22 protein-coding genes are annotated in these 22,256 nt (G+C 65.0%); 14 read left to right on the top strand and 8 right to left on the bottom strand.

What is annotated here, in order from left to right; all coding sequences use genetic code 11:
- Positions 1 to 277 precede the first annotated feature (277 nt).
- Entirely contained in the window at positions 278 to 1,519 is a 1,242-nt protein-coding gene (gene argJ, locus QX034_RS11215; RefSeq protein ID WP_315702512.1) for a bifunctional glutamate N-acetyltransferase/amino-acid acetyltransferase ArgJ, read from the top strand.
- A 4-nt stretch (positions 1,520 to 1,523) separates the two neighbouring features.
- Here the strand turns inward: argJ and QX034_RS11220 are convergent, their stop codons facing one another.
- Together QX034_RS11220 and QX034_RS11225 are read right to left on the bottom strand one after the other, a co-directional pair.
- Positions 1,524 to 1,775, bottom strand: coding sequence for a hypothetical protein (locus tag QX034_RS11220; protein ID WP_315702511.1), 252 nt, complete (start codon positions 1,773 to 1,775; stop codon positions 1,524 to 1,526).
- A 222-nt stretch (positions 1,776 to 1,997) separates the two neighbouring features.
- The gene (locus tag QX034_RS11225; protein ID WP_315702510.1) at positions 1,998 to 3,344 is read right to left on the bottom strand and encodes a TadE/TadG family type IV pilus assembly protein; all 1,347 of its coding nucleotides are present in this window, start codon (positions 3,342 to 3,344) and stop codon (positions 1,998 to 2,000) included.
- A 293-nt stretch (positions 3,345 to 3,637) separates the two neighbouring features.
- On the opposite strand from QX034_RS11225, the gene QX034_RS11230 reads away from it, so the two are divergent.
- Positions 3,638 to 4,048, top strand: a complete 411-nt coding sequence (locus QX034_RS11230; protein WP_315702509.1) for a (deoxy)nucleoside triphosphate pyrophosphohydrolase — start codon at positions 3,638 to 3,640, stop codon at positions 4,046 to 4,048.
- Positions 4,049 to 4,171: 123 nt separating this feature from the next.
- Here the strand turns inward: QX034_RS11230 and QX034_RS11235 are convergent, their stop codons facing one another.
- Positions 4,172 to 5,017 carry a methyltransferase domain-containing protein gene (locus QX034_RS11235; protein ID WP_315769335.1) on the bottom strand — a complete coding sequence of 282 codons (846 nt, stop codon included), beginning with the start codon at positions 5,015 to 5,017 and terminating at the stop codon, positions 4,172 to 4,174.
- A gap of 79 nt (positions 5,018 to 5,096) precedes the next feature.
- On the opposite strand from QX034_RS11235, the gene QX034_RS11240 reads away from it, so the two are divergent.
- The 4 genes from QX034_RS11240 to QX034_RS11255 are packed head-to-tail and all read left to right on the top strand — an operon-like array spanning position 5,097 to position 7,555.
- Positions 5,097 to 5,906 (top strand): ComF family protein, encoded by an 810-nt coding sequence (locus QX034_RS11240; RefSeq protein WP_316196064.1) that lies wholly within the window; start codon positions 5,097 to 5,099, stop codon positions 5,904 to 5,906.
- Positions 5,907 to 5,937: 31 nt separating this feature from the next.
- The gene (grxC, locus tag QX034_RS11245; RefSeq protein ID WP_315702506.1) at positions 5,938 to 6,213 is read left to right on the top strand and encodes a glutaredoxin 3; all 276 of its coding nucleotides are present in this window, start codon (positions 5,938 to 5,940) and stop codon (positions 6,211 to 6,213) included.
- Entirely contained in the window at positions 6,210 to 7,088 is an 879-nt protein-coding gene (locus QX034_RS11250; RefSeq protein WP_316165201.1) for a carbon-nitrogen hydrolase family protein, read from the top strand. Before grxC ends, QX034_RS11250 begins: the two co-directional genes overlap by 4 nt.
- A complete protein-coding gene (locus tag QX034_RS11255) occupies positions 7,085 to 7,555 on the top strand; it encodes a DUF1178 family protein (protein WP_315702504.1) in 471 nt (156 codons plus the stop codon). The genes QX034_RS11250 and QX034_RS11255 overlap by 4 nt, the downstream gene beginning before the upstream one ends.
- 13 nt (positions 7,556 to 7,568) lie before the next feature.
- On the opposite strand, the gene QX034_RS11260 is transcribed toward QX034_RS11255, so the two are convergent.
- The 3 genes from QX034_RS11260 to QX034_RS11270 form a co-directional block, all read right to left on the bottom strand.
- Positions 7,569 to 8,468: a DMT family transporter gene (locus QX034_RS11260; protein WP_315702503.1), complete on the bottom strand. Its 900-nt coding sequence runs from the start codon at positions 8,466 to 8,468 to the stop codon at positions 7,569 to 7,571.
- 172 nt (positions 8,469 to 8,640) lie between these two features.
- Positions 8,641 to 9,411, bottom strand: a complete 771-nt coding sequence (ubiG, locus tag QX034_RS11265; protein WP_315702502.1) for a bifunctional 2-polyprenyl-6-hydroxyphenol methylase/3-demethylubiquinol 3-O-methyltransferase UbiG — start codon at positions 9,409 to 9,411, stop codon at positions 8,641 to 8,643.
- Positions 9,412 to 9,423: 12 nt separating this feature from the next.
- Complete coding sequence (locus QX034_RS11270) at positions 9,424 to 9,891, bottom strand: PH domain-containing protein (RefSeq protein WP_315702501.1); 468 nt, start codon at positions 9,889 to 9,891, stop codon at positions 9,424 to 9,426.
- Positions 9,892 to 10,063: 172 nt separating this feature from the next.
- Here QX034_RS11270 and QX034_RS11275 point away from each other — a divergent pair, with 172 nt between their 5' ends.
- The 6 genes from QX034_RS11275 (at position 10,064) to QX034_RS11300 (ending at position 17,988) form a co-directional block, all read left to right on the top strand.
- On the top strand, positions 10,064 to 11,320 hold the full coding sequence (locus tag QX034_RS11275) for an aspartate kinase (protein WP_315702500.1): 1,257 nt from the start codon (positions 10,064 to 10,066) through the stop codon (positions 11,318 to 11,320).
- A gap of 303 nt (positions 11,321 to 11,623) precedes the next feature.
- On the top strand, positions 11,624 to 13,891 hold the full coding sequence (gene ptsP / locus QX034_RS11280; protein WP_315702499.1) for a phosphoenolpyruvate--protein phosphotransferase: 2,268 nt from the start codon (positions 11,624 to 11,626) through the stop codon (positions 13,889 to 13,891).
- A 62-nt stretch (positions 13,892 to 13,953) separates the two neighbouring features.
- A complete protein-coding gene (prfA, locus tag QX034_RS11285; protein WP_315702498.1) occupies positions 13,954 to 15,039 on the top strand; it encodes a peptide chain release factor 1 in 1,086 nt (361 codons plus the stop codon).
- Positions 15,040 to 15,244: 205 nt separating this feature from the next.
- Positions 15,245 to 16,126, top strand: coding sequence for a peptide chain release factor N(5)-glutamine methyltransferase (gene prmC / locus QX034_RS11290; protein ID WP_315702497.1), 882 nt, complete (start codon positions 15,245 to 15,247; stop codon positions 16,124 to 16,126).
- Positions 16,127 to 16,677: 551 nt separating this feature from the next.
- On the top strand, positions 16,678 to 17,511 hold the full coding sequence (locus tag QX034_RS11295) for a DUF4167 domain-containing protein (RefSeq protein ID WP_315702496.1): 834 nt from the start codon (positions 16,678 to 16,680) through the stop codon (positions 17,509 to 17,511).
- Positions 17,512 to 17,658: 147 nt separating this feature from the next.
- A complete protein-coding gene (locus QX034_RS11300) occupies positions 17,659 to 17,988 on the top strand; it encodes a DMT family transporter (RefSeq protein ID WP_315702495.1) in 330 nt (109 codons plus the stop codon).
- A gap of 17 nt (positions 17,989 to 18,005) precedes the next feature.
- Here QX034_RS11300 and QX034_RS11305 read toward each other — a convergent pair whose 3' ends face one another.
- Positions 18,006 to 18,752 (bottom strand): class I SAM-dependent methyltransferase, encoded by a 747-nt coding sequence (locus tag QX034_RS11305; protein WP_315702494.1) that lies wholly within the window; start codon positions 18,750 to 18,752, stop codon positions 18,006 to 18,008.
- A gap of 136 nt (positions 18,753 to 18,888) precedes the next feature.
- Between QX034_RS11305 and gloB the strand changes: the two genes are divergently transcribed.
- A complete protein-coding gene (gloB, locus tag QX034_RS11310) occupies positions 18,889 to 19,656 on the top strand; it encodes a hydroxyacylglutathione hydrolase (protein WP_315702493.1) in 768 nt (255 codons plus the stop codon).
- Between the two features lie 15 nt (positions 19,657 to 19,671).
- Positions 19,672 to 20,109 carry a cupin domain-containing protein gene (locus QX034_RS11315; protein WP_315702492.1) on the top strand — a complete coding sequence of 146 codons (438 nt, stop codon included), beginning with the start codon at positions 19,672 to 19,674 and terminating at the stop codon, positions 20,107 to 20,109.
- Positions 20,110 to 20,140: 31 nt separating this feature from the next.
- Here the strand turns inward: QX034_RS11315 and QX034_RS11320 are convergent, their stop codons facing one another.
- A complete protein-coding gene (locus QX034_RS11320) occupies positions 20,141 to 22,147 on the bottom strand; it encodes a putative bifunctional diguanylate cyclase/phosphodiesterase (protein WP_315702491.1) in 2,007 nt (668 codons plus the stop codon).
- Positions 22,148 to 22,256: the final 109 nt, after the last annotated feature.

Below are 22,256 nucleotides of genomic sequence, written 5' to 3' on the forward strand. Positions count from 1 at the left end.
GTATCGCCCCGGCCTTGCGCCGGGGCTTTTTTTTGGCGACGCCCGTCCGCGGGGGCACAGGACGTCTCCGCATCAACGGTGTCGTCCCGGCGCCGGGACCCAGATCGCGTGATGCTCGATGCGGGCACGCGGCAAGTACCGGGCACGTCAGCAACTCAGGTGGTTATGGGTCCCCGCGTTCGCGCGGACGACAGCGGAGTACGGCGCACTCACTCTCCCACCCTGGCATCGAAAGTGATACAGAGCGGCTCCCGCCAATCCTGCCGCCGGAAGCCCGATGTCCTCAGCCGTTTCTCCGCTCGCCCCGACCGACGTTCCCGACATGCCCGCTGTTGCGGGCGTCAAGCTCGCCACCGCGGCCGCCGGCATCCGCTACAAGAACCGCACCGACGTCCTGTTGGCCCTGCTCGACCCTGGCACAACCGTTGCCGGCGTGTTCACGCTGTCCAAATGTCCCTCGGCGCCGGTGGAATGGTGCCGTGCCAAGCTCAAGGGCGGCAAGGCCCGCGCGCTCGTGGTCAATTCCGGCAATGCCAACGCCTTCACTGGCAAGACCGGCCGGCAATCGACTGCACTGACCGCCTCGATCGCTGCCAAGGCCGTCGGCTGCAAGCAGGACGAGATCTTCCTGGCCTCGACCGGCGTGATCGGCGAGCCACTCGACGCCACCAAATTCGACGGCGTGCTGCAGGGCTTGGCCGGCACCGCCATACCCGAGGACTGGATGGGCGCGGCGCAAGCCATCATGACCACCGACACCTTCCCGAAAGTCGCGACCGCGACCGTGAAGCTCGGCAAGGCCAAGGTGACGATCAACGGCATGGCCAAGGGCGCCGGCATGATCGCGCCCGACATGGCGACCATGCTGTCCTTCATCTTCACCGACGCACCGATCTCCGCCCCGGCGCTGCAGGCGCTGCTCAAGGCCGGCGTGGAGGACACCTTCAACGCGGTGACGATCGACGGCGACACCTCGACCTCCGACACCCTGCTCGCCTTTGCCACCGGTGCGGCGGCCGCCAATGGCGCGCCGAAGATCAGCCGGGCCAGCGATCCCAGGCTTAAGGCCTTCGTCAAGGCCTTCAACGCCGTGCTGGCCAACCTGGCCGAGCAGGTGGCCCGCGATGGCGAAGGCGCACGCAAGCTGGTCGAGATCATCGTCGAGGGCGCCAAGAGCAAGCCGTCGGCGCGCAAGATCGCGATGTCGATCGCCAATTCGCCGCTGGTGAAGACCGCGATCGCCGGCGAGGACGCCAATTGGGGCCGCGTGGTGATGGCTGTCGGCAAGGCCGGCGAGCCGGCCGATCGCGACAAGCTCTCGATCTCGTTCAACGGCATCCGCGTCGCCAACAAGGGAGCGCGCGATCCGTCCTATGACGAGACGGAAGTCTCGGAGGCGATGAAGGCGCAGACCATCCAGATCAAGGTCGCGCTCGGCCTTGGCAAGGGCCGCGACCGCGTGCTGACCTGCGACCTCACCAAGGACTATGTCGCGATCAACGGCGATTACAGGTCGTAGCCGCTCAGAGCCGCCCTGCGACCTTGACCGTGAGATTGACGGTGCGCGTGACCGGGTGATTAAGCATGTCCTGCCCCTCGCGCGCATAGACGAGATGATCCTCGCCGACGAAGCCGGGCCGAGACACGTACACGATCCGGTTGCCACTGATCGAGACGGCGCCGTTGCTCGGCGGGGAAACCAGCCGCGTGCCAAAAGTCGGTCCCATTGAACGCGTCAGAATGATGCTGCAGCGCTTGCCGGTGACCGCGAACATTGTTCCTTCGACAGTCTGATTGTTAAGGGTCCTGATGAAAGGAACACTGCAGGTCCCCGCGGAGGCCTGGGTGCTGAGCACCAAAGCCACCATCCACGCAAATCCTATTGTCCTGATCATGCCTGTCCCGCCCGATGATTGCGACGACAACTGGAGCGCGAATAGAGCTGAGGCGGAGTTATAAATCAATGCCTCCATGCAGCTGCAGAGCCCGAGCAGACTTCAACCGCTGATGCGCGCGTCGGCGACCGCCTTCTTGAACAGCGCGTTCATCGCGTCCGCGATCCCCTGCGTCGGCGAGACCTCGAAGTAGAAGCCGTCCGAGGCGCAGGCCTGCATGTTCTGCGCGATCTCGCTGTTCGGTGATGGACCGAACGGTCCCTTGTTGAAGGGATCGATCCAGGCCATGTACCAGCTGTTGGTCGGCAGCTGCAGATAGGTGGTGTAGAGCACGGCGATCTTGATGCCGCGGTCCTTGAGCGTCTTGCAGAGCGCGGGATTGATCGGCGACTGGCAGCGCGGCGAAATATTGCCGAAGGTCGTGTTCTTCATCGGCTTCAGGCAGCCGGTGTTGCTCTCGTCCGCCACACCGTCGGAGACGAAGAACAGATATTTAAGCGGCGAGCCGGCGCTGCCGTCGCCCGGGTTCGGGATCTGGTTGTTGATCGCGGGAAAGATGGTGCTGAACTGGGTGTCCTTGTCGGCGGTGTAGGCGTCGTTGTTGCCGTAGACCCCCATCAGGTCGATGTTTCCGGCCGCCGTCTTGGCGCTCGACAGGCTCGATGACAGGCTGAACAGCGCCCGCAGGCCGATCGTCTTCGACGCTGCGCCGAAATCGTAGATCGCCATCCGGAACTGGTTTTGATAGGTCTGGGTCTGCGCCGCCGTATCCATCAGTTGCTGGGTGGCGCTGCGCAACACGTCGATCCGCGTGGTCACACCGAGCGACTTGGCGAGATTGTAGTAATTCTTTGACGTGTTGTAGTCGTGGCAGGCGAAAGCACACTTGTCCGGCGTGTTGCTGACCATCTTGGTCACGTCGGCCGGCGTCGCCGCCACGCCCATCGACGGCGAGTTGTCCAGGAGCAGATAGAAATCGATATATTTCGGCATCGTCGCCGTGGCCGTCGAGGAGCCGTTCATGGTCATCGACTTGATCCCGACCACGTTCATGAACATGGTCGGCATGGTCGCCGTGTAAGACACGGTGGCGGTGACCACCGAACCCTTCTTCTCCACCAGCGGCGTCAGGCTGGTCAGCGTGTAGCCGGTGCTGCCGGCGATATTGCCGTTGAAGATGTTCTTTGCATCGGTATTGCCCACGTCGATCGTGCCATCCGAAGTCATCGAGCCCGCAGCAGCGAAGGCCGGCGACGTCCTGGACACGGCACCGACCGAGGCAGCGTCGACTGCGGCCTGCAGCTTGGCCCGGACCTGGTTGTGACGGCTATAGTCGACAGCGCAGCCGACCGCCGAGATCACCGGCACGCAGACGATGGCGAAGGTGACCGCAATATTGGCCTTGGTGTCGCGGCGAAATCGCGTGAATAAACTGGACAAAGAACTCATGGGACAATGCCTGACGAACGTGCGCCTGTAACGGCCAAGTCCCGTAGAATTGCGCGAAAACAGATTAAACTTGGCTTATTTCGATCGTAGAAATCGGCCCCTTCCAAGGTCGGAATCCGAAGTTCGCTCCATTTCGTAAGCGGCCTCGTCGGCGAACGTCGAATTCGGACCCTCGTGCAGCATCTGCAGCAGGCAGCTGGCGAACTTCGAATTCACTGGTTAAAGAACGGTAACCGCTGCGGCGTGGCTGCAGCCTGTAGACATCGAACCGCGAAGAGCGAACAGCATCGAACATGGCCGAATTCAAACTCACGCTCGTCGTCGCCTGCGCCCTGATCGATGCCGACAAGCGCGTGCTGCTGGCGCAGCGTCCGCCCGGCAAGACGCTGGCAGGCCTCTGGGAATTCCCGGGCGGCAAGGTCGAACCCGGCGAACGGCCGGAAACGAGCCTGATCCGCGAGCTGCATGAGGAGCTCGGCATCACCGTCAGCGAGCCGTGCCTCGCGCCGCTGACCTTTGCGAGCCACGCTTACGAGAATTTCCACCTCTTGATGCCGCTCTATATCTGCCGGCGCTGGGAAGGACAGGTGGCGGCGCGCGAGGGCCAGACGCTTGCCTGGGTGCGGGCCAACAAACTGCGCGACTATCCGATGCCGCCCGCCGACATTCCGCTGATTCCGCATCTGATCGATCTGTTGATGTGACAGAGCACGGACGGCACCGCATACTCCGTCATCGCCGGGCTTGACCCGGCTATCCACGATGCGGCAGCGGGAAAGACGTGGGATGCCTGCGACGAGCGCGGGCATGACGAGTGACATGCGGACTTAAGCCTTCGTTCCGCGCTTCACCGCGTCCTCAAGCCTGGCTGTCGCCGAGCCGGGCTTCAGCGGCTTCTGCTGGCTCTCATGCGGGGCCCAGCCCGACAGCCAGATGATATCGAAGGTGGCACGGATGCGGCCGTCGGGATCGGCGAACCGCTCGGCGTAGATCTCGGCCATACGGAGCAACGTCGACCGGCGGGTCGGCGTGCGCCGCCGCTCGATCAGGCTGTTGGCGGCGCCCATGCGCCTGATGTCCTGCATCAGGCTGAACGCATTGGCATAGCGCACCACCACGCGATCGACATCGCTGACAGGAAGCGCGAATCCGGTACGCTGCAACAGGCCGCCGATGTCGCGCAGATCGGCGAAGGGCGCCACCCGCGGCGACACCCCGCCCTCGCATTCGGCCTCCGCGGCAGCGAACGCCTGCCGCAGCTCGGTCAGGCTGTCGCCGCCGATCATCGCCGCCAGCAACAGCCCGTCGGGCCGCAAGCTGCGGCGGATCTGCGCCAGCACGCCGGGCAGATCGTTGACGAACTGAAACGCGAGCGCGGACAGCGCCAGATCGAGCGATTGTGGCGCGACGCCCAGTTCCTCCCGCGCGGTCTCCGGCGCGACCACATGCGAGAATTTCGCAAAGCGATCGACGAACGGCGCCCGCAGGCCGCCTGGCGACCAGATGTCGGCAACATCGGCAAAGCTGCGGTTCACAGCCAGCAGCCGGTCGCCCATGTCCTCGACGACGCGGTCCATCAGGAACGTCTCGGGCGCGCGCGCCGCGCGGCGCTGCCGCGCTGCCAGCAGCGCGCGATCGAACAGGATGGGCGCGGAATTGGGATTGGTCGTCATGGCCCGTGGTTACGCCGATCTGAGGGGCCTTAGCAATCCGCCGCTTGAGCCTCTGCTGGAGCGGCGGTACCGTCAACGCATGGACGTCGGCATCGCTCCCCTCCGTTCAGCTGCGACCAGGATGCGCACCGCTTTCGGCGCCATCAACGGCGCTTGCGCTTGTCTCGCCAAGCTCGCGCTCGACATCGCCCTGCCGACGCTGTGCATTTCCTGCCGCGAACCGGTGGATGGCGAGGGCGTCTGCGCCGCCTGCTGGGGCAAATTGTCGTTCATCGAGCGCCCCTATTGTCCGAAGCTCGGCATTCCCTTCGTCTACGATCCCGGCCCGGAGCTGCTGTCGATGGAAGCGATCGCGAGCCCCCCGGCCTATGCGAGGGCACGCGCGGCGGTCCGCTATGACGAGGTGGCCCGCACCCTGGTTCACGCCCTGAAATACCAGGATCGCACCGATCTCGCGCCGGTGATGGGCCGCTGGATGGCGCGGGCCGGCCGCGAGCTGCTCGAGGGCGCCGATGCGCTGGTGCCGGTGCCACTGCATTGGCGGCGCGGCTTTGGCCGCCGCTACAACCAGTCCGGGGCGCTGGCGCGGTCGGTCGCACGCGAGACCGGCGTCAGGCTCCGGAGCGACCTCCTGCGCCGGGTGCGCGCGACCGAGCAGCAGGTCGGGCTGTCGCGCAGCCAGCGCGCCAGCAACGTGCAGGGCGCCTTCCAGGTCGCGCCGGACTGCCTTTCCGATGTGCAGGGGCGCCGGATCGTGCTGGTCGACGATGTCTTGACAACAGGTGCGACGGTCGACGCCTGCGCACGCGCGCTGCTCAGGGCCAAGGCTGCAGAGGTCAGCGTGCTGGTCTTCGCCCGGGTTGTCGATGCGCCGCGAAGTCCCATATAATCCTGCACTTTGGAAAACATTCGAGCGCGAGATGACAGCTGCTATTGAAATCTACACCCGCCCGGGCTGCGGCTATTGTTCCGCAGCCAAGTCGCTGCTTTCTCGCAAGAAGGCCACTTTCACCGAATATGATGCCGGCAAGGACCCGTCGTACCGGCAGCAGATGTATGATCGGGTCGGACCCGGCTCGACCTTTCCGCAGATCTTCATCGGCGAGAGACATATCGGCGGCTGCGACGATCTCTATGCGCTCGATCGGGAGGGCCGGCTCGACGCGATGCTGGCGGGGGAAAAGGCAACATCATGAGCACGGATCGCAGCTTCACGGCCGCCATGGTGCAGATGCGCACCTCCCTCCTGCCTGAGCCGAGCCTCGAGCAGGGCACAAGGCTGATCCGGGAGGCGGTCGCGCAAGGTGCCGACTACGTGCAGACGCCGGAAGTGAGCAACATGATGCAGCTCAACCGGGCGGCGCTGTTCGAGCAATTGAAGAGCGAGGACGAGGATCCCTCGCTGAAGGCATATCGCGCGCTGGCCAAGGAGCTGAAGGTCCATCTGCATATCGGTTCGCTGGCGCTGCGCTTCTCCGAGGACAAGGCGGTCAACCGCTCCTTCCTGATCGGGCCGGAGGGTGACATCCTCGCGAGCTACGACAAGATCCACATGTTCGACATCGATCTGCCGGGCGGCGAGAGCTACCGGGAATCGGCGAACTACCAGCCGGGCGAGACCGCCGTGATCTCGGACCTGCCCTGGGGCCGGATCGGACTGACCATCTGCTACGACGTACGCTTTCCGGCGCTCTATCGGGCGCTGGCCGAGAGCGGCGCCTCGTTCATCAGCGTGCCCTCCGCGTTCACCCGCAAAACCGGCGAAGCGCATTGGCACACGCTGCTGCGGGCACGGGCGATCGAGACCGGCTGCTTCGTGTTCGCGGCCGCCCAATGCGGCCTGCACGAGAACAAGCGCGAGACCTTCGGCCATTCGCTCATCATCGATCCCTGGGGCGAGGTGCTGGCCGAAGGCGGCGTCGAGCCCGGCGTGTTCCTGGCGCGCATCGATCCCTCCCGCGTCGAGACCGCGCGCAAGGCGATCCCCTCCCTGCAGCACGGCCGGCGCTTTAGCGTCGCCGACCCCAAGGCCGGCCCCGACTATCTGCACCTGGTGCGGGGATCGGTATGATCCGCTACGCCCTGCGCTGCGAACGCGACCATGCGTTCGACAGCTGGTTTCAGAGTTCGTCCGCGTACGAATCGCAGGTGAAGCGCAAGCTTGTGGAATGTCCGGTCTGCGGCTCGACCAAGGTCGAGAAGGCGATCATGGCGCCGCGGATCGTCGGCAAGAAGGGACGGGAGGCCAATCTGCCGGTCCCCGCCCCGGCGGCCGAGGTCATTCCGCCCGGACCGACCCCGCTGATGATGGCGCAGGAGCAGGAGCTGCGCGCCAAGCTCAAGGAGCTGCGCGACCACATCGTCAAGCACGCCGACGATGTCGGCGAGCGCTTCCCGACCGAAGCGCGCAAGATGCATTACGGCGAGGCCGAGCACCGGCCGATCTATGGCGAAGCCTCGCTGCAGGAAGCACGCGAGCTGATCGACGAAGGCATCGAGGTGGCGCCGCTGCCGGTTCTGCCGGACGACCGGAATTGACTGGCGTAGCGCATCAGGCGGCGATCAGCATTGCCACGCCGGCAACGATCAGCACGATGCCCGAAACTTCGCGCAATGACACCGGCTGCTTGAACGAATAGTGCGATACGGCCTGCGCGAACAGCACCTCGACCAACGCGAGGGTGCGGACGTTGGCGGCCGCGGTCAGCGCAAAGGCCAGGAACCAGAATTGCGAGGCGAACGCGCCGACGAAGCCGGCCAGCATCGACGGCCGCCACAGCGCGAGGATGCCCCGCAGCACCTCCGGCGCCCGCGCCAGGAGGTAAACGCTCAGGATCAGCGTCTGCACGAACAGGCCGCAGACCAGCGTGTACGACGCGGCCGTCACGAAGGAGACGCCTTCGACCGCGATAATCGCGCCGCGAAAGCCGACCGCCGAAAGGGCAAAGGATGCGGCCGCGACCAGGCCGATGATGGTGGGCTTCCATGCCGCAAACCGCGTCTCGCCGCCCGGCCGCAGCGCTGTGACAACCACGCCGAGGGTCGCGATCCCGATCGCAACCAGCTTGGTGACCGACAGCGGATCGCCCAGGAACACGAACCCGAAAATCGCGGTCTGGATCGCCTCCGTTTTCAAATACGCGGTCGTCACCACGAAGGACCGGTCGGTCATGGCCAGAAGCATCAGGCCGGTACCGAGGATCTGGGTCAGCGCACCCAGGAGCAGCCAGGGCCAGAACGCAGCCGGCGGCCACGGCAGGTGGTCGCCCGAACTCAGCAGCACCGCAGCCAGAAACAACAGCGAGAACGGGAAGCCGAACAGGAAGCGGATGTTGGTGGCGCCCCACGTGCCGAGCTTCGCCGTCAACGACCGCTGCATCGCGTTGCGCGCGACCTGACCGGCGGCGGCGATCAGGGTGAAGGGAATCCAGAGCGAGGTGAGGGAGAGCATAACTGAGAGCCGGCTGAACGCAGCCACCGTGCAAAGCGGAGCTCACGAGGTCAACCGCGGGACGCCGCATGTCTGCATTGCGGCTGATGCCGCAAGCACGCTGTCGTGCAAGCCCCGCTTGCGCAGGGACGATACAGTGTACGAGGCCGCGGCGCCGGAAACCAAAATCAATCTACACCATCTGCTCCGCAACCAGCATGTAGTTGACGTCCATGTCGGACGACAGGCTCCAGCGGTCGGCGAACGGGCTGTAGACCACGCCGCTCTGCTCGGTGACGACCAGCCGCGCGTCGAGCAGATGTTTGGTGAGTTCGTCCGGCGTGATGAACTTGTTCCACTGATGCGTGCCGCGCGGCAGCCAGCGCAGCACATATTCGGCGCCCACGATCGCAAGCGCGAAGCTCTTCCAGTTGCGGTTCAAGGTCGAGACCACCATCATGCCGCCGGGCTTGAGCACCGAGGCGCAGCGCCCGAGAAAAGCGCCGACATCGACGACATGCTCGACCACTTCCATCGCCAGCACGATGTCGAAGCGTTCGCGCGGATCCATCTCTTCGATCGCGGTGTTGCGATAGTCGATCGACAGATGCCCTTTCTCTGCGTGCAGCTTCGCCGCGGCAATGTTGCTCGCGGACGGGTCGACGCCGACCACCTGCGCGCCGAGCCGCGTGAACGGCTCGCACAACAGGCCGGCACCGCAGCCGATGTCGAGCATGCGCAGGCCGGACAGGCAGTTCAGGCTCTTGGCGTTGCGCTCGAACTTCCGGCAGGCGGCGTCGCGGATATAGGCGAGCCGCAGCGGATTGATCTTGTGCAGGGGCGCCATCTTGCCCTTGGGGTCCCACCAGGTCTCCGACAGTTTGGAGAATTTCGCGATCTCGGCCGGATCGACGGTGGACGTCTGGGCGGACGCTGTGGAGGCGGTGTCCTGTGGCATCGACATGAACTCGCCCCTTTAGCGTGCAGTAATCGCGTTGCGGAACGCGAGCGGCTCGGCGATGGTCGCGATCGTCTCCCTGCCCTCGCCGACACCCATGATGGTGACGTCGCCGTAATTGAGGATGCGGCCCATGATGGTCTGATTGACGTCGACGCTCTCCACCTTGTCCAGCGCGATCTCGAAGGTTCGGCGCTTGATGAAGCCGGTCTTGTGCACGACGCGCTTATTGGTCACGTCGGTCTCGGTGGTCATGCGGTGGAACCAGGCCCTGACGGTCCAATACAGCGCGACCACGGCAATGACCGCCGCGGCGGCGAGGCAGATCAAGGACAGGTTGTAGACGGCAGTGCCTTGCGACAGGATCAACAGCGCAAATACAACGATCCAGGCGCCGATGGCAGGCAGATAGAACATCCAATGCGCGTTGGTCGAATACAGCACCTTCTCCCCGGGCTGCAAGATCTCGTCGATATAACGCCCCATTACCTTCGCCTCTACCTCACCTGCGCGGCCCGGGGAAGAGTTGAAAGCCCCGATCCAGGAACCCGCTTGCCCCCGGCCGCGCCGCTCTGTATACGCGCCTTTCGGCTGGCGCGCCTCCGGTTTCGCGCCGGCCCACCAACTTATCCTCCCCGAGGGAATTGAGCGCGCCGTCATGAGCCGCCTCGTGCTGAAATTCGGCGGCACATCCGTCGCCAATATCGACCGTATCCGCAACGTCGCGCGCCATGTGAAGCGCGAGGTCGACGCGGGCCACGAAGTCGCCGTGGTCGTCTCCGCGATGGCCGGCAAGACCAACGAGTTGGTCGCCTGGTGCACCGAGGCCTCGCCGATGCATGATGCGCGCGAATATGACGCCGTGGTGGCGTCGGGCGAGCAGGTGACCTCCGGCCTGCTCGCGATCGTGCTGCAAAGCATGGGTATCCAGGCCCGCTCCTGGCAGGGCTGGCAAATACCTATCAAGACGAGCGATGCCCACGCCTCCGCCCGCATCGTCGATATCGACGGGTCCGAACTGATCCAGCGCTTCAAGGAGCGCAAGGAGGTTGCCGTCATCGCGGGCTTCCAGGGCGTCGACCCGCAGACCAATCGAATCACCACACTCGGCCGCGGCGGCTCCGATACCTCCGCGGTCGCGATCGCGGCCGCGATCAAGGCCGACCGCTGCGACATCTACACCGACGTCGACGGCGTCTACACGACCGACCCACGGGTGGTTCCCAAGGCGAAACGGCTCGGCAAGATCGCCTTCGAGGACATGTTGGAACTGGCCTCGCAGGGCGCCAAGGTGCTGCAGGTACGGTCAGTGGAACTGGGCATGGTGCACAACATGCCGATCTTCGTCCGTTCCAGCTTCGACAAGCCTGAGGATATCGACCCCCACGCCAATCAGCCGCCGGGCACGCTGATCTGCAGCGAGGAGCAAATCATGGAAAATCACGTCGTCACCGGCATCGCCTTCTCCAAGGACGAAGCCCAGATCTCGGTGCGCCAGATCGAGGACAAGCCGGGAATCGCGGCCTCGATCTTCGGGCCCCTCGCCGACGCCAACATCAATGTCGACATGATCGTGCAGAACGTGTCGGAGGACGGCAAGACCACCGACCTCACCTTCACGGTGCCGGCGACCGACTATAATCGCGCGCGTGAGACCATTTCCGCCGCCAAGGACAAGATCGGCTATCACCGGCTCGATACCGCCACCGATGTCGCCAAAGTGTCGGTGATCGGCAGCGGCATGCGCAGCCATGCCGGGGTTGCGGCCCAGGCCTTCGCCGCGCTGGCGGCCCGCAACATCAATATCCGGGCCATCACCACCTCCGAGATCAAGTTCTCGGTCCTGATCGACGCCGCCTATACCGAGCTTGCGGTGCGGACGCTGCATACGCTCTACGGGTTGGACCAGGTCTAGAAGACGCTTCCCTCCGGATCCCGCTGTGCAACAGCAGGACCTGAAAACGTTCTGCGGACGCTCCGAAAGCCGTTGACGCGGCCGGGGCTGGCAGGCGTTTTGCTTGGCAAAACAAGTCCCGATTCGCTATACGGCCATCGCAGAATAATCGCTGCAATTGCGCCCCCGGCGATGGCTGTCCCGATTCGGGCCGGCGCATGGGGCTACGACGGCCTCGCATCAAGAAAGCTGTTGTATTTCGCAAGCTTAGCACCAGATTCGGGCTGACCACCGAACTGGTCCCAAGAAGGGGGATTGTGCCACATGCGAAGCGCGTCGGGAGGGCCCCGCGTCTTACTGAGACGGCTTCGCGAGACCATGGCGGAGCAGGTCTCGGCACAGGAGCGCCTCGACAAGATCGTGGTGCTGATCGCGGCCAATATGGTGGCCGAGGTCTGCTCGGTCTACGTGCTGCGCGTCGACAATACGCTCGAGCTCTACGCCACCGAAGGTCTGAACCGCGACGCGGTGCACATGACGGTGCTGAGCGCGCATGAAGGCCTGGTTGGCCTCGTCGCGAGCGAGGCCACGCCGCTCAATCTGAACGACGCGCAGAGCCATCCGGCGTTCTCCTACCGCCCCGAGACCGGCGAAGAAATCTACCACTCCTTCCTCGGCGTGCCGATCCTGCGCGCCGGCAACACGCTCGGCGTGCTGGTTGTGCAGAACCGCGCCAAGCGCACCTATGTCGAGGAAGAGGTCGAGGCGCTGCAGACCACCGCGATGGTGCTCGCCGAGATGATCGCCTCCGGCGAGCTCGCGGCATTGGCGCAACCCGGCGCCGAGCCGGCGGTCCGCCATTCGATCCACAAAACCGGAACGGTGCTGTCGGACGGCATCGCGCTCGGCCATGTCGTGCTCCATGAACCGCGCGTGGTGGTCAACAACTACATCGCCGAGGACCTGCCGAAGGAGATCAAGCGGCTCGATGCGGCACTGCTCATGCTGCGCGCCGATCTCGACCGCATGCTGGAACGGGGCGACGTCGCCGATGGCGGCGAGCACCGCGACGTGCTCGAAGCTTACCGCATGTTCGCCAATGACCAGGGCTGGTCGCACAAGCTGCACGAGGCAGTGGCAACCGGCTTGACGGCCGAGGCGGCGGTCGAGCGCGTGCAGTCCGACACCCGCGCCCGCATGCTGCGTTCGACCGACCCTTACCTGCGCGAACGGCTGCACGATCTCGAGGACCTCGGCTATCGCCTGTTGCGCCAGCTCGTCGGCCGCGACCACGCGCCCTCGCGCGAGCAATTGCCCGACAACGCGATCCTGATCGCGCGCGCCATGGGTCCGGCCGCGCTGCTCGACTACGATCGCAAACGGCTGCGCGGCCTCGTGCTCGAGGAAGGCACCACCAATTCCCACGTCGCGATCGTGGCGCGCGCGCTGGGCATTCCGGCCGTCGGCGAAGTGCCGAACGCGCCGGGCATCGCCGATCCCGGCGACGCCATCATCGTCGACGGCACATCGGGCTCGATCTATGTGCGGCCGTCGGCCGAGATCGAATCCGCCTATGCGGAACGGGTGCGCTTCCGCGCCCGCCGCCAGGCGCAATATAGCGAGCTGCGCAACAAGCCCTGCGTCACCAAGGATGGCCAGCCGGTCGAATTGATGATCAATGCCGGGCTCGTCATCGACCTGCCGCATATCGAGGACACCGGCAGTGCCGGCATCGGACTGTTCCGAACCGAGCTGCAATTCATGGTCTCGGCGAACCTGCCGCGCTCGAGCGACCAGCTCGCGCTCTACCGCGCCGTGCTCGATGCGGCCGGATCGCGGCCGGTCACATTCCGCACGCTCGATATCGGCGGCGACAAGGCCCTGCCCTATATGGAGACGGTGATCGAGGAGAATCCCGCGCTTGGCTGGCGCGCGATCCGCCTCGGGCTCGACCGTCCAGGACTGTTGCGCGGCCAGATCCGAGCGCTGTTGCGCGCCGGCGGCGGCCGCGCCCTGCGCATCATGTTCCCAATGGTCTCGGAGGTCGCCGAATTCGACGCCGCCAAGGCGATCGTCGAGCGCGAGCTGACCTATTTGCGCCAGCACGGCCATACGCTGCCCGAACGCATCGACGTCGGCACCATGCTCGAGGTGCCGGCGCTGCTCTATCAGCTCGACGAGCTGCTCACCAAGGTCGACTTCATCTCGGTGGGCTCGAACGACCTGTTCCAGTTCCTGTTCGCGGTCGACCGGGGCAACGCCAAAGTCTCCGAACGCTTCGATACGCTGTCAGCGCCGATTCTGCGGGCGCTGCGCGACGTGGTGCGCAAGGCCCAACGCGCCAGGAAATCGGTCTCGCTGTGCGGCGAGATGGCTTCCAGACCGATCGGTGCGCTGGCGCTGATCGCGCTCGGCTATCGCTCGCTATCGCTGTCGGCGACCGCGCATGGCCCGGTGAAGGCGATGCTGCTCGAACTCGATGCCCGCAAGGCCGAGGCCGCGATGGATCAGTTGCTCGCAGAGCCCGCCGGCAGCATCTCGATCCGGCAGAAGCTGGCCGAGTTCGCCGAGGCCGAAGGCCTGGCCTTGTAGCGGCACCGCCGCCGCTCCGCCGCTCATTTGCTCCCGAAAATCGTTTATCCTGAGATTCTGTCATGTCATCGCTTCCCGAAGCCAAACTGGACATCATGCTCGCGCATCACGCCGCGCTGGAAGCGGAGCTGCTCGGCCAGGTCAATTCCGACAAATATGTCCAGATCACCCGCGAGCTCGCCGAGCTCAATCCCGTGATCGAGGCGGTGAAGACCTATCGTGCAGCGGTGAAGGAGCTCGCCGACGCGGAGGCGCTGATCTCAGATCCCGCCACCGACCCGGAGATGCGCGCAATGGCCGAGGCCGAGCGCGAGGAGCTGATCGAGCGCCGCGCCGAGCTCGAGCAGAAGATCCGCGTGGCGCTACTGCCGAAGGACGCGATGGACGATCGCAACGTCGTGCTCGAAATCCGCGCCGGCACCGGCGGCGACGAGGCCTCGTTGTTCGCGGGCGACCTGTTCCGCATGTATGAGCGCTTTGCGGCGTTGCAGGGCTGGAAGGTCGAGGTGATCTCGGCCTCCGAAGGCACCGTTGGCGGCTACAAGGAAATCATCGCCGAGATTCAGGGCCGCGGCGCCTTTGCGAAATTGAAGTTCGAATCCGGCGTGCACCGGGTGCAGCGCGTGCCCGACACCGAAACGCAAGGGCGCATCCACACCTCGGCGGCGACCGTGGCCGTGCTGCCCGAAGTCGAGGATGTCGACGTCGACATCAAGAACGACGATCTGCGCATCGAGACCATGCGCGCGCAAGGCGCCGGCGGCCAGCACGTCAACAAGACCGAATCGGCGATCCGCATCACCCATCTGCCGACAGGAATCGTCGTGATGATGCAGGACAGCCGCTCGCAGCATAAGAACCGGGCCTCGGCGATGAACATCCTGCGCTCGCGCATCTACGACGCCGAGCGACAGAAGGTGGATGCGGCGCGCTCCGCCGACCGCAAGGAGAAGGTTGGCTCCGGCGATCGCTCTGAGCGCATCCGGACTTATAATTTCCCGCAAGGGCGCGTGACCGATCACCGCATCAACCTGACCCTCTACAAGCTGCCGCAGGTGATCGCAGGCGAAGCGCTGGGCGAGCTGATCGACGCGCTGACCACGGAGCATCAGGCGGCGCAGCTGGCTGCGCAGGGCGCAGCGGCGTGACAAGCATCTGCGCTCTGTTCGCCCTGGCGCGACGACGCCGCGGCATTTCAGATGTCGTCCCGGCGCACGCCGGGACCCATAACCACCCGTCTTCGTGGTCGCAGCAGCAGACAACTCCGACCTCTCGTATCGACCAGTCGCGGCGTATGGGTCCCCGCTTTCGCGGGGACGACGTCGAAAACTTTGCAAGAGCTCAGGCCCTCTCGTGAGCGACAGAGCGCCCCCCGTCACCATCGACACCGCCCGCCGCGCGCTCGCGGCGCGCTTCGCCGGCGCCGGGCTGGACTCGCCCGAGCTCGATGCGCGATTGCTGGTCGGTGCGGCGCTGAACCTCGATCTCACGGGCTTGGTCAGCCACGGGCAGCGGCAGCTCACCGCAGATGAAGCTGCGCGAATCGAACGGCTCGCCCAGCGCCGATTGGGCGGCGAGCCGGTCGCGCGCATCCTCGGCACAAAGGAATTCTGGGGCCTACCGCTTCGGCTTTCTGCCGAAACGCTGGTGCCGCGGCCGGACACCGAAACCGTGGTCGAGCTGGCGCTGGAAGCGCTAGGCAGCGACAGAAAAAATCGCCGGCTTTGCGTCGCCGATCTCGGCACCGGTTCGGGCGCGATCCTGCTTGCACTGCTCTCGGAGCTGCCGAACGCCATCGGCATCGGCACCGACCTCAGCCTGGATGCGCTGCTGACGGCACGAGACAACGCGGTGAGACTAGGTCTCGCCGATCGTGCGGGCTTTGTCGCCTGCTCCTACGCCTCGGCGCTGTCGGGATGGTTCGACCTGATCGTGTCGAATCCGCCCTACATCCGCGCCGGTGACATCGCCGGGCTTGCGATCGAAGTGCGCGCGCATGATCCGCTCCGTGCGCTCGACGGCGGCGTCGACGGACTTGACGCCTATCGTGCCTTGATCCCCCAGGCGGCTGGCCTGCTACGGCCGGGAGGAGCTCTGGTGGTCGAGGTCGGCCAGGGCCAAAGCGGGGATGTTGAAGGCTTGATGACAAAGGCGGGCTTGCAGGTTGATTTTCCTGCCACACGAGCCGATCTGGCCGGAATTCCCAGGGCCGTGATCGGCCGAAAAAAGCCCTGACAAGCGCGAATTAACCAGCAAAAACCTCTTGGAATATCGCCTCGGAGCGACTACGTTCCGTTCAGAGCATCGGCGCAGGCCCCCGTAGAGCGGTATCGATTGACCACCGCCACGGATTCACTAGGCGAGCCGCGCCGGGCAATAGGTTCCAAAACGCAGGTCGGTTGAGCACGGTAGCCGTGAAAAAGGCTGTGCTGCTCGCGATTGCAAAGCGAACGAAAGCCTGATTTTGCGCTTGACGTCTTACGCAAAGAAAACGGGGTCTGCCGCAGCTCGGGCTGGGTTCGCAGGCTGAATGACATGGTTCGCCGGCACAGCCGCTGGCGGGTGGGGAACGCGTGTTGAACGCGCATTGTCGAGACATCGGTCGAGATGATCGCTGGTCGAACAATTCGGCTTCCGATCACAGTTATCGATCACGACATGAGTCGGATTGCAACGCAGGTCCGCGGCTGGCACGCGCGGACCGCGCAGGATGGTATTTGCATCACGGTGACAATTCACGGTGGCAGTTCAGTGCTCCTAACACAGGGTTGGAATAAAGGCAGGACATGAGAAACGGTCAAAACAACAAGCGGATGCGCAACCGGAATAACAACAATAATAATAACCGGCGCGGCCAGAACCCGCTGACCCGTGTGTTCGAGTCCAACGGGCCGGACATCAAGATCCGCGGCACGGCCTCCCACGTGGCGGAGAAATACGTTCAGCTTGCCCGCGACGCCCGCTCCTCCGGTGATCCGGTGGCGGCCGAGAATTACTATCAGCACGCCGAGCATTATTTCCGCCTGATCGCCGCGGCCCAGGAGCAGCTCCGCCAGAACCAGCCGCAGCCGCGCCACACCGAAGACCTGACGGTGGACGATCTCGACGACGAGGGCGACGGCTTCTCGAGCTTCGGCCAGGAGCCGGGCTTCGCTCCGGCCCCCCAGCAGCAACCCTTCATGCGTGACCGCGACGGCGGTCAGCGCGATCGCGAGCCGCGCGACAACCAGCCCCATCAGCGCGACCAGCAGCAGCCGCGGGAACAGCGCGAGCATCGTGAACCGCGGGAACATCGCGAGCACCGTGAACCGCGCGAACAGCGCGAGCCGAGGGAGCATCGCGAGCCCAGGGAACACCGGGAACCCCGGGAGTTTCGCGAGCGTCCGCAGCCGCAATATCAACCGCAGCCGCAACCCCAGCCCGTGATCGCCGACAGCGGCGTTGACCGGCTGCCATCCTTCATCACCGGCCCGCAGCCGCAGATCTCGAACGCGCCGACCCCCTTCGAAGGCGGCGAGCGCTACCCGCGCCGGCGCCGCCGCCCGCATGCCCCGCGCCCCGCGGAGACGGCCGCCGCTCCGGCCCCTGCGCCGAGCGAAGATTTCAACCCCGGCGAATAGTCCGGGCAGCGCTTTGCAAAGGCGGGCGGACGACGTGTCCGCCCGCCTTTTTTTGTTGCTGACTTCTTTGTTGCAGACGAAGGCTCAGCAAAGCCGGCCTTCGGCCCTGTCAGCACGAAGTCACGTCCGCATGCTAGCGCTGGACGCATGACGTATCTGCTGCTCGCGATCGCGATTCTGGCCGAGGTCCTGGCCACGACCGCCCTGAAACAGGCGGAGGGCTTCAGCCGGCCGCTCTGGAGCGCACTCACATTGGCGGGCTATGCGGTCGCGTTCTACTGTCTGTCACTCAGCCTCAAGACCATCCCGACCGGGATCGCCTACGCTATCTGGTCGGGGGCGGGGATCATCCTGATCTCGCTGTTCGCGTGGCTGTCCCACGGGCAAAGACTGGATACACCGGCCCTGATCGGCATGGGTTTCATCATTGCCGGCGTGGTGGTGATGAACCTGTTCTCCAACGTTACGGCGAATTAGCGCTGCCTTGCGGGCGGCTACCCGCGTCCGCTTCGGCCGTTCGCGGGCGCTGACGGCACCAGCACCGGCTCGAGCCTCGGGATCAGCCGGATGCGCTGCCGGCGCGCCGGAATGACACGATAGACCTGCTTGGTGGCCTCGATGATCAGCACGCCGGCGAAGGGCAGCGACAGCGCCGCCCCACCCCGCTCCCATGCCAACGCCGAGCGCAAGAACCAGCTTGCGGTCACCGGCGGCATGAACAGCGCCTCGCTCCAGGCGGTCGGGGTGAACCAGGTCTGCCGCAGCAACTCCGTGATCTGCGACCGCGAATAAGGCCGGCCATGGCCGAAGGGCGTCCTGTCGGTGCGCGTCCAAATGCCGCGCCGGTTCGGGATCACGATGATCATGCGCCCGGACGGCGCCATCACCCGCCACACTTCGCGCAAGAGCCCGGCGGGATCGTCGGACATCTCGAGCGCGTGGACGAGCAGAATGCGGTCGACCGCTGCATCCGGCAGCGGCAGCGCATATTCATCGACCAGCGAGGCGAGCGTCGGCCGCGCGGTGGGCCATTTCAACACGCCCTGGGCCGCCGGCATGAAGGCGATGCAGCGCTCGGAATCCTCCCGGAACAGACCGAGATACGGGGTCGGGTAGCCGATGCCGAGCACGCGCTGGCCTTTTGCGCTCGGCCAACGTTCCCTGATGCCGCGATTGATCAAACGCCGCGCCACGATGCCGAGGTGCTGCGAGTAGAAGTCGCGGAGGTCGATCACGTCCATGCGCCTAATCTACCACGTCGCGAGCCATCTCTGCCCGCGGAAGATTGCGTTGCGCCGGAAGCGTTAACGCCATATCTCTCGCCGACGCGGGTGGCACCAGACCAGAATGCCGCGCCTGCCCGCCGATGGAGACATCATGGCCGCCGAGATCCGCGTCTTTACCTGCCTGTCAGACAATTTCGGCTATCTGATCCATGATCCCGCAACCGGCGCCACGGCCTCGGTCGACGCGCCGGATGCGGCGCCGATCATCCGCGAGCTGAACGCCCAAGGCTGGCGGCTGACCGACATCCTGATCACCCACCACCATCATGATCATGTCGGCGGCGTCGCTGAGCTCAAGGAGGCCTATGGCTGCCGCGTGGTCGCTCCGCACGATAGATCGACGAAGATCGCCAATGTCGACCAGCGCGTCGCCCATGGCGACGTCGTCAGGGTCGGCGAGTTGCTCGCGCGCGTGCTGGAAACGCCCGGCCACACGCTGGATCACGTCGCTTACGTGTTCGATACGGAGAAGGCGCTGTTCGCGGCCGACACGCTGTTCTCGATCGGCTGCGGTCGCGTGTTCGAAGGCAGCTATCCGATGATGTGGGATTCGCTGCTCAAGCTGCGCGCCCTGCCAGACGACTTCAAGCTCTATTGCGGTCACGAGTACACCGCCTCCAATGTCAAGTTCGCGCTCACCGTCGAGCCCGACAATGCGGCGCTGCAGGCACGTGCCGAGGAGGTGACCCGGCTTCGCGCCGCGGGCCGGCCGACCATTCCCGCGCTGCTTGGCGACGAGAAGAAAGCCAATGTGTTCCTGCGTGCCGACGATCCGGCGGTGGCGATCAAGCTGCGCATGAAGGGCGCCAGCGCAGAAGAGGTGTTCGGCGAATTGCGCGAGCGCAAGAACAAGTCCTGAGCCTTCGTCCCGGTCATGAACGCCCTCACCGCCGCAGAGATCATCGCGCAACTCGCCCTCGAGCCACATCCCGAGGGCGGGCACTTTCGCGAGACGTTTCGCGACTCCAAGCTCGACACGAGCGGGCGTGCCGCTTCGACCCTGATCTACTTCCTGCTCGCGCGCGGCGAGCGTTCGCATTGGCATCGGGTCGATGCCGGCGAAGTCTGGCACTTCTATGCTGGCGCTCCGCTGACGTTGCGGATCGCCGAAGATGAGCAGCAGCCATCGCAGACGCTCGTGCTCGGCCTCGAGCTCGCCGCAGGCCAGCGCCCGCAAGCGGTGGTGCCGGCATATGCCTGGCAGTCCGCCGAAACGACCGGCGACTGGACGTTGGTGGGCTGCTCCGTCGCGCCCGGCTTCGAGTTTTCGGCATTCGAGCTGGCGCCGCCGGGCTGGGAGCCGGGCGGCTAACGTCCGAACGCGTTCGCGCCGTCAGCCGGCGTCAGAGGCTCGCGGCGATCTTCTGCCCAGCCGGCGCGAAGCGCCGTCGTTCCTCGGTGAGAAAGCCCGCAACGGCGTCGGCCGGCATCGGCTTGGCGAGATAGTAGCCCTGAACGAAATCGCAGCCGAGGCAGCGCAGGCTGTCGAGTTGCGCCTGGGTTTCGACGCCTTCGACGATGCAGGCGATCTCCATGTCGGCGCACAGGCCCGTCAGCGACTTGATGATCTTAAGGCTGACCGGATTGGTGTCGATATCGGCCACGAAGCTGCGGTCGACCTTGAGCTTGTCGAGCGGCAAGCGATGGACGTGGCTGAGCGACGAATAGCCGGTGCCGAAATCGTCGAGCGAGATGCTGCAGCCCATCACCTTGAGCGCGGCGATCGAGTGCTCGGCACGGGAGAAATCGTAGGTGACCGCGGTCTCCGTGATTTCGAACCCGATGCGGCTCGGCGAGACGCCGCTCGCCTCGATCGCCGAAATCAGGTGCAGGATGCCCTCCGGCGAGCAGATGTCGTGGGCCGAGAGGTTGAACGAGATGCGGATATCCTCCGGCCAGGTCGCGGCCGCGGCCAGTGCCTTGACCAAAAGGATCCGGGTCAAACTGCGAATGACGCCGGTGCGCTCGGCGGCGGGAATGAAGTCGGCCGGCGACACCAGCCCCAGCTTCGGGTTGTGCCAACGCGCAAGAACTTCAAGGCTCCTTGTCCGCAGGCATCTGGTGTCCTTGATCGGCTGGAACGCCAGCCGCATCTCGGCATCGAAATCGGCGGTCCGCAACATGTGCTCGATCACGCCGCGGCTGCGGATTTCGGCTTCGAGCTCGCTCGAGAAGATGATGGCGCCGCCACGCGCATGACGCTTGGCGTGATAGAGCGCATAATCCGCACACTCATACAGCGGCTCCGCGGCCGTTGCCGAGCGCGGGTAGAGCGCAAAGCCCGTCGAGCAGGACAACCCCGTATGCGCCGTATCGAGCTGGTAGGGCAGCTTGATGCGGTCGGTGATCTGGCGGCCCAGCGCAAGCAGATCCTCGTCCGTGGGATCGCCGCCGACCACCAGCCCGAACTCGTCGCCGCCGAGCCGGGCGAGATGAACCTTGGGACCGTAGCTGTTGCAGACCTCGCCAAGACGGCGCGCCGCCTCGATCAGGACGCGGTCGCCGACGGTGTGCCCATAGGTGTCGTTGATCGGCTTGAAGCCGTCGAGGTCGATGATGCCGACGGCGAGTGTCGTGCCGTTGCGCTCGGCCTCGGCAAAGAAGCGCGCGAGCTCAGAGAAGAAGCGGCGGCGATTGGGCAGATCTGTCAGGGAATCCAGATTGGCCAGCCGGAAATTCTCGTCCGACAGAGCCTGCGTCGCCGCCTGCTGCGCGAGCAGCGACTTGCGGCTGGCAACGAGATCAGCAAAGTCGCGGTAGTAGATGAACAGCACCGTGACCATGGCGCCGGAGACCAGAAGCTGGTTCACCGCAATCGCCCGCAAGGCGGGCACGCCGGTCGCCAGGAAATAGACGACGAAGGGACCGATCACGACCAGCGTCACGATCAGGGCCGCCGAGCGCAGATGCATCAGGCAGAAGATGATGCCGATGACGGTGACCGCCATGTAGAACGCCACCTGGCCTTTGGCGAACGGATCGCCATAGGGAAACAACGCGAACGACCAGATGACGAACAAGGCGCCGAGCGGACCGGCAATCCGATTGGTGAAGCGGAGATTGCGCAGAACTTCGGCGTCATCGCAGACGACATTGCGCTGACGCAGCCACCAGATCATCCGGAAGCCAGTCACCGAGCTCAATAGCGCCGGCGTGCTGATGGTGAGCCACGTCGGCGCCAGCGGCAAGAAGGTCGATGCGAGGGCAATGCTGTTGGTGATCAGGATGAAGTAGAGCAGCGGCACCTGCTTCGAGAATGCCTTGAACTGGGCACGCGTGAGCTCCGGATTGTCTGCGGGCACGCGAAACAGATCTCGCGCGCGAGCCACCTCACCTCTCAAGTCCCGCATATTTCCCGCCCCGTCTCAACTACCGACCATCGAGATCACGAGGTTGCGGATCGCGGGTAAAAGCGGAGTTAGGTGCCTTGGCGGGAAAAACAGACGATCGGTTGTAAGC

The organism is Bradyrhizobium sp. SZCCHNR3119, from assembly GCF_032487775.1.
In the GTDB taxonomy this organism is placed as follows: domain Bacteria; phylum Pseudomonadota; class Alphaproteobacteria; order Rhizobiales; family Xanthobacteraceae; genus Bradyrhizobium.